This is a genomic window from Bartonella sp. AD328YNZD (assembly GCF_042196425.1).
This window is the reverse complement of sequence record NZ_JBHIQG010000537.1, coordinates 1-1,152: the sequence shown is the minus strand read 5'-3', so window position 1 is coordinate 1,152 and position 1,152 is coordinate 1. Positions and strand designations below refer to the sequence as shown.

Below are 1,152 nucleotides of genomic sequence, written 5' to 3'. Positions count from 1 at the left end.
CAGCCCCCAAATCAAGCGCAACAGGAACCTGATTTGCGTAGTTGACATTAGCCATGATACGAATTCTTTGACCATCTTTCGTTTGCGCTGGTAATCTACACGCATTTATCTCACTGATACGTTCTTGCGCAACAGTATCAATTTTCCTTTGAGCATCTTCAACATCTTCAAACGTAGGATCAAGATAAATGAACCCGTTATCGCCATCAATAATAGCCTGAATACCAGACTGAACCGCTAAAATATCGGCACCTGCCGCAACAACCATTGGAATATCAAGAGTACGCGCCAAAATAGCGGTATGAGATAATGGACCTCCCCATGCTGTTGCTAATCCTTTTACCTTTGTACAATCAAGTTGTGCTACATCAGAAGGAGACAGGTCATTTGTAACCAGAATGACACCACGTGGTATATCATTTAAAAAGAATGATCTATAGGATGGATTGATTTCACCTAAAACACGACGACCAACATCAACTAAATTAACAGCTCGTGCTGCTAACAAAGGATTATCTACCTTAGAAAACATATCTGAAAACTGCCGAACCGCTCTATCCCAAGACCAAGCAACACCATGACCTTCTGCTATAAAACGATAAGCTTGAGCTATTAAATTTTCATCTTCAAGCAAAACCATTTGCGCAGAAAAAATTGCAGCAGAATCCGCTCCCATACGCACTGTAATATCAGAAATCACTGATGCCATTTTATGTTTTGTTTTTGTAAGAGCATTGTCAAGACATGCCGCACCAGCTGCAAAATCAATTGGCTGATCTATTATGGAAATATCATTTTGCCTTAAAACAAAAATTTTACCAAACGCTAACCCTGAGCTTGCTCCAACACCAGAAATACCTTTGTGCATGGAGCGTGGATGCCAACCATGAAAAGTCTTTGTTTGTGATTCCATTTCTCTCATCACGCATTTTTCACTAATACTTACCTTTTTTACAATAGAAATCGCATCCTTAAGAAGTTGTGCTCCTTCTGCAGCATCTGTAGAAAAAATAAGAACATCGCCGTTTTTTACTCCTAATTGCAATAAACCAACTAAATTTTTCATTTCAACGGCATATTGACCATGGCGAACTCTGATAGAGCTTTGAGCCTTTTTCGCAAAATCAACCCAAAGAGAAGCTGGTCGTGCAT

The 1,152-nt window shown here is 39.7% G+C and carries 1 protein-coding gene; it reads right to left on the bottom strand.

Annotated elements, in window-relative coordinates; genetic code table 11:
* Nucleotides 1-1,152: phosphoenolpyruvate-utilizing N-terminal domain-containing protein (locus ACFIO3_RS15790; RefSeq protein ID WP_375704626.1), on the bottom strand; the 1,152-nt coding region annotated here is incomplete at both ends.